The 5,308-nt window shown below is 71.6% G+C and carries 7 protein-coding genes and 1 riboswitch; all 7 genes read right to left on the bottom strand.

Translation table 11 applies throughout. The features are described 5' to 3' along the window. Window positions 1-90 precede the first annotated feature (90 nt). Window positions 91-1,041 (bottom strand): PLP-dependent cysteine synthase family protein, encoded by a 951-nt coding sequence (locus HET64_RS36220; RefSeq protein ID WP_215111482.1) that lies wholly within the window; start codon window positions 1,039-1,041, stop codon window positions 91-93. Then, window positions 1,041-1,319 (bottom strand): MoaD/ThiS family protein, encoded by a 279-nt coding sequence (locus HET64_RS36215; protein WP_006124874.1) that lies wholly within the window; start codon window positions 1,317-1,319, stop codon window positions 1,041-1,043. The genes HET64_RS36220 and HET64_RS36215 overlap by 1 nt, the downstream gene beginning before the upstream one ends. Window positions 1,320-1,417: 98 nt before the next feature. Beyond that, window positions 1,418-1,546 carry a putative leader peptide gene (locus HET64_RS39745; protein ID WP_018958487.1) on the bottom strand — a complete coding sequence of 43 codons (129 nt, stop codon included), beginning with the start codon at window positions 1,544-1,546 and terminating at the stop codon, window positions 1,418-1,420. A gap of 69 nt (window positions 1,547-1,615) precedes the next feature. Continuing rightward, window positions 1,616-2,413 carry an ABC transporter ATP-binding protein gene (locus HET64_RS36210; RefSeq protein ID WP_215111481.1) on the bottom strand — a complete coding sequence of 266 codons (798 nt, stop codon included), beginning with the start codon at window positions 2,411-2,413 and terminating at the stop codon, window positions 1,616-1,618. Between the two features lie 58 nt (window positions 2,414-2,471). Then, the gene (locus tag HET64_RS36205; protein ID WP_215111480.1) at window positions 2,472-3,512 is read right to left on the bottom strand and encodes an iron ABC transporter permease; all 1,041 of its coding nucleotides are present in this window, start codon (window positions 3,510-3,512) and stop codon (window positions 2,472-2,474) included. Further along, the gene (locus HET64_RS36200) at window positions 3,509-4,501 is read right to left on the bottom strand and encodes an ABC transporter substrate-binding protein (protein ID WP_215111479.1); all 993 of its coding nucleotides are present in this window, start codon (window positions 4,499-4,501) and stop codon (window positions 3,509-3,511) included. The genes HET64_RS36205 and HET64_RS36200 overlap by 4 nt, the downstream gene beginning before the upstream one ends. Window positions 4,502-4,559: 58 nt before the next feature. Then, window positions 4,560-4,677, bottom strand: a riboswitch (cobalamin riboswitch). Between the two features lie 105 nt (window positions 4,678-4,782). Continuing rightward, window positions 4,783-5,205: a Mov34/MPN/PAD-1 family protein gene (locus tag HET64_RS36195; protein ID WP_073741294.1), complete on the bottom strand. Its 423-nt coding sequence runs from the start codon at window positions 5,203-5,205 to the stop codon at window positions 4,783-4,785. Window positions 5,206-5,308: the final 103 nt, after the last annotated feature.

The raw sequence follows: 5,308 nt of genomic DNA, 5'->3' as shown, positions 1-5,308 counted from the left end.
GGCTGGGGGCGGGGTGAGGGGCGGAGCCCCGAAAAGGCTCCGCCCCTCAATCGCCGGAGGGGCTTGATCGCACGCCGGACGGGCTGGGCATCACGCCCAGAGCTGGCCCTGGAGTGTTTCGATCGCCGCTTCTGTCGTCTCCGCCGTGTAGACGCCCGTCGACAGGTACTTCCAGCCGCCGTCCGCGACGACGAAGGCGATGTCGGCGCTCTCCCCCGCCTTGACCGCCTTGTTGCCCACGCCGATCGCCGCGTGGAGGGCGGCGCCGGTGGAGACGCCCGCGAAGATGCCCTCCTGCTGGAGGAGTTCGCGGGTGCGGGTGACCGCGTCGGCGGAGCCCACGGAGAAGCGGGTGGTGAGGACCGAGGCGTCGTAGAGCTCGGGGACGAAGCCCTCGTCCAGGTTGCGCAGGCCGTAGACCAGGTCGTCGTAGCGCGGTTCGGCGGCGACGATCTGGATGCCGGGGCGGTTCTCCCGGAGGTAGCGGCCGACGCCCATGAGGGTGCCGGTGGTGCCGAGGCCCGCGACGAAGTGGGTGATGGACGGGAGGTCGGTGAGGATCTCGGGTCCGGTGGTGGCGTAGTGGGCGCCCGCGTTGTCCGGGTTGCCGTACTGGTAGAGCATCACCCAGTCCGGGTGCTCGTCCGACAGCTCCTTCGCGACGCGGACGGCGGTGTTGGAGCCGCCTGCGGCCGGGGAGGAGATGATCTCGGCGCCCCACATGGCGAGCAGGTCGCGCCGTTCCTGGGAGGTGTTCTCCGGCATGACGCAGACGATGCGGTAGCCCTTGAGCCTGGCCGCCATGGCGAGCGAGATGCCGGTGTTGCCGCTGGTGGGCTCCAGGATGGTGCAGCCGGGTGTCAGCCGGCCGTCCTTCTCGGCCTGTTCGACCATGTGGAGCGCGGGGCGGTCCTTGATCGAGCCGGTGGGGTTGCGGTCCTCCAGCTTGGCCCAGATCCGGACGTCCTCGGACGGGGACAGCCGGGGCAGACGCACCAGAGGTGTGTTGCCCACGGCTGCCAGCGGGGAGTCGTACCGCATCAGCGCATGCCGCCGGCGACGGCCGGGAGGATCGTGACGTTGTCGCCGTCGCTGAGCTTGGTGGAGATGCCGTCGAGGAAGCGGACGTCCTCGTCGTTGAGGTAGACGTTCACGAAGCGGCGGAGCTGTTCGCCGTCGACGATGCGCTCACGGATGCCGGTGTGGCGGCTCTCCAGGTCGGCGAAGAGGTCGGCGAGGGTGTCCCCGTTGCCTTCGACGGCCTTCGCGCCGTCGGTGTAGGTGCGGAGGATGGTCGGGATGCGGACCTCGATGGCCATGGCGTGGGCTCCTGTCGAAAGCGTGGAGGTGGCGTGGGGCGCGCGTTTCTGCCCCCGCGCGGGGGGTGGTGCGTGTGGGTGGGCGCGCGGACTGCGGCTCAGGCCGGGCGGCTCACGGGCAGGCTGCGGGCCGGACAGATCGCGCTGGCGAGCCTGCACAGGTCGACGTGCAGCCGCGCGACGAGCAGCGTGCCCGGCGTCTTGTTGCTCACGTCATGGGGAACCATGCGGGCATCGTATCGATTCCCTGTGCGGAAACCCGAGTGTCATATCAGATAGTGGATGGTGAGCGACCACTATGCGGACAGTGTGGGGCGGGTGAGCCCTTCCGGCAGGTAGACGACCGTGGGTGCGCCGGTCTTCGGGTGGGTGGTGACCTCGGCGGCGACGCCGTACACGTCGCCCAGCAGTTCGGCCGTCAGGACCTCTTCCGGGGTGCCGGAGGCGACGACGACGCCGTCCTTGAGGACGTAGAGGCGGTCGCAGTAGTACGCGGCGAGGTTCAGGTCGTGCAGGGCCAGGAGGTTGGTGGTGCCGAGGTCGCGGACCAGGGAGAGGATCTCCAGCTGGTAGCGGATGTCCAGGTGGTTGGTCGGCTCGTCCAGGACGACGAGCGACGGCTGCTGGACCAGGGCGCGGGCGACCAGGGCGCGCTGGCGTTCGCCGCCGGAGAGGGAGGCGAACGTACGGGGTTCGAGGGCGGCGATGCCGACCCGGGCGAGGGCCTCGGTGACCAGGGCGGTGTCGGCGGCGGTGTCCGCCTCCCAGAACCGCTTGTGCGGGGCGCGGCCCATCGCGACGACCTGGCCGACGGTGAGCTCGAAGCCGGCGTGGCCGTCCTGCGGGACGGTGGCGATGCGCCGGGCGCGGGCCTTCACGGGGAGGGTGGCGAGGTCGTGGCCGTCGAGGAGGACCCGGCCGTGGGTGGGGCGCAGGGTGCCGTAGACGCAGCGCAGGAGGGTGGTCTTGCCGCTGCCGTTGGGGCCGACGAGGCCGACGGTCTCGCCGTCGGCGGCGGTGAGGTCGACGGCGTCGACGAGGTGGCGGCCCTCGCCGACGCCGTACGAGAGGCCCTCGGTGCGCAGGGTGGTCACGGGCGGGCTCCTCGGGCGTACGGAGTTGTCGGGCGGGCTGCCGCGGAGGGCGACGCCTTCATGCGGGCGCTCCTTCGGGGCGGCGGCGGAGCATCCAGAGGAAGAACGGGCCGCCGGTCAGCGCCGTGAGGACGCCGACCGGGATGTCCTGCGGGGCGGCGAGAGTCCGGGCCGCCAGGTCGGCGAGGACCAGGAACACCGCCCCGCCGAGGGCGACGACCGGGAGCAGGGCGCGGTGCGCGGCGCCGACGGCCATCCGGGCCATGTGCGGGACCATCAGCCCGACGAAGCCGATCGCCCCGCTGTACGCGACGAGCGCCCCGGTCATCAGGGAGGCGAGGACGAAGACGGCGGCCCGGAAGCGGGCGGTGTCGAGGCCGAGGACGGTCGCGCCCTCCTCCCCCACCAGGAGCAGGTCGAGCGGGCGGGCCAGGGTGAGGAGTACGGCGGTGCCGGCGATCAGGGTGACCGTGGGGAGCGCGAGCATGTCCCAGCGGGCCGCGCCGAGGCCGCCGAGGGTCCAGTAGAGGACTTCCTGGAGGTGGTCGGCGCGGGCGGAGGTGACCAGGATCAGGCTGGTCAGGGCGGAGAGGACGTAGGAGACGGCGACTCCGGCGAGGATGAGCCGGTTGGTGGTGAGGCCGCCTCCGCCGCGTGCCAGGGTGTAGACGAGGAGCAGGGAGAGCAGCGCGCCCGCGAAGGCGGCGGCGGGGATGGTGACGGTGGTGGCGAGGGTGGCGCCGATGCCGAGGACGATCACGAGGACGGCGCCGGTGGAGGCTCCGGAGGAGACGCCGAGGAGGAACGGGTCGGCGAGCTGGTTGCGTACGAGGGCCTGGAGGACGGTGCCGATGACGGCGAGTCCGGCGCCGACGACGATCCCGAGCAGTACCCGGGGCAGCCGGACGTCCAGGACGATCGTGCGGAAGGGGCTCGCGTCCGCCCGCCCGGTCAGGATGTCGAGGACCTGGCCGGGCGGGATGCGGACGGAGCCGAGGGCGAGGGCGGCGACCACGGCGGCTGCGAGGAGTACGGCGAGGACGCCGACCACCAGGGTGTAGCGCAGCAGCCGCCGCGGTGCGGGGGTGCGGCAGGTCACGGGGTGGTGGCCGCCGGGTGGAGCTGCGCCGCGAGCTTGTCGACGGCGGCGGGGACACGGACGCCGAGGACCGCGTCGGAGAGCGGCATGACGGCGAAGCGCTTGTTCTTGATGGCGGGGACGCCGGCGAGGGCCGGGTCGCTCAGGAGGCGCTTCTTCTTCTGTTCGACGGTGGTGGCGCCGTAGTCGTAGATCACGATGGCTTCGGGCTTGCGGGCGACGACGTTCTCCCAGGAGGCGTCGCCGAAGGGCTTGTCGAGGTCGGCGAAGACGTTGGTGCCGCCGGCCCGCTGGATCAGCTCGTTGCCGATGCCCTCGCCGCCCGCGGTGAAGGCGGTCTTGTCGCCGCTGTCGTAGACGAAGACGGAGACGGGCTTCAGGCCGGCCAGCTTCTTCGCGGTGGCGGCGTTGTCGGCCTTGGCCTGCTTGATCCAGGCCTCGGCGCGGTCGGTGACGCCGAAGGTGCGGCCGACCTCGCGGATCTCCTCGTAGAGGGTGTCCATGGGCTGGTCGCCCTTGGTGCAGCTCTCGGTGTTGAGCCGGCTCTCGATGCCGGACTTCTTCAGCGCCTCGCGGCCGCGGCCGTCGCCGGCGGTGAACGCGCTGCCGTAGCCGCCGTAGACGAAGTCGGGGTTGGCGGCGAGGACCTGCTCGTAGGAGGGGTACTCCTTGGCGATGACCGGGACGGACGCGTAGTCCTCCGCGTACTTCGGCAGGACCTGGTCGTCGAGGTAGGCGGTGCCGACGAGGGACTTGGTCAGGCCCAGTTCCAGCATGATCTCGGTGACGTGCTGGTTCATGGTGACGACGCGCTTCGGCGGGGCCTTGAACGTGGTGGTGACACCGCAGTTCTTCACGGTGTACGGGAATCCGTCGCCCTTCGCCGCGGCCTTGTCCCCGGTGGCGTCGCCGTCGGAGGAGGAGCAGGCGGTGAGGGCGAGCGGGAGCAGCACGGCGGCGGCTATGAGCGCGGGGGTGCGCCGGGACATGGCGAGGCCTCTCCGGGGGATTTCCGCGTCCCCTGGTCGATGCGTGAAGGCGGCGGGCCAGTTCCTGACTTCCGGGCCGCCCTCCGGTGCGACGTCGTCCGCTGGGGAGTCGTCCGCGTGGGAGGGGGCCGGTCACAGTGGCGGGACCGTGCCGGTTTCACACCGGCTTCCTGGTTCCTGCTGCCTTGATGGGTTCTGGGGGCAGTGTGCCAGACCCGTGCGGGGGCGCCGCGGGGGCACCCTGGTGGGTCCTCGGTGGGCCCCGGTGGGTCCTTGGTGGGTCAGTACGCCTCGACGACCCGCACGTCTTCCTCGGTGATCTCGCCGTCCACGATGCGGTACGAGCGGAACTGGAAGGGTCCGGCGTCGTCGGTGTCGGCGGTGGAGACCAGGACGTAGTGGGCGCCGGGTTCGTTGGCGTAGGTGACGTCGGTGCGGGAGGGGTAGGCCTCGGTCGCCGTGTGCGAGTGGTAGACGATCACGGGCTCCTCGTCGCGGTCGTCCATCTCGCGGTAGAGCTTGAGGAGGTCGGCCGAGTCGAACTCGTAGAACGTGGGCGAGCGGGCGGCGTTGAGCATCGGGATGAAGCGCTCGGGGCGGTCCGTCCCGGCCGGGCCCGCGACCACTCCGCACGCCTCGTCGGGGTGGTCGGCGCGGGAGTGGGCGACGATCTGGTCGTAGAGCGTCTGGGTGATGGTCAGCATGGCGTCAGGATATGCAGACGGCCCCCGCGTACCGGTGGGTGGTACGGAGGGGGCCGCATGCTGGACACCGTCGGCCGTTGGGGCGGCCGGGGCGGTCCGGGAG

The organism is Streptomyces sp. McG3, from assembly GCF_018619185.1.
GTDB lineage: Bacteria > Actinomycetota > Actinomycetes > Streptomycetales > Streptomycetaceae > Streptomyces.
Note: the sequence above shows the minus strand (reverse complement) of the source record. Positions and strands in the feature narration are given on the sequence as shown.

Excerpts from the sequence above, each read along its gene's own strand:
- HET64_RS39745 (WP_018958487.1), bottom strand. The coding sequence starts at position 1,546 with ATGGTTCCCCATGACGTGAGCAACAAGACGCCGGGCACGCTGCTCGTC.
- HET64_RS36195 (WP_073741294.1), bottom strand. The coding sequence starts at position 5,205 with ATGCTGACCATCACCCAGACGCTCTACGACCAGATCGTCGCCCACTCC.
- HET64_RS36215 (WP_006124874.1), bottom strand. The coding sequence starts at position 1,319 with ATGGCCATCGAGGTCCGCATCCCGACCATCCTCCGCACCTACACCGAC.
- HET64_RS36200 (WP_215111479.1), bottom strand. The coding sequence starts at position 4,501 with ATGTCCCGGCGCACCCCCGCGCTCATAGCCGCCGCCGTGCTGCTCCCG.
- HET64_RS36220 (WP_215111482.1), bottom strand. The coding sequence starts at position 1,041 with ATGCGGTACGACTCCCCGCTGGCAGCCGTGGGCAACACACCTCTGGTG.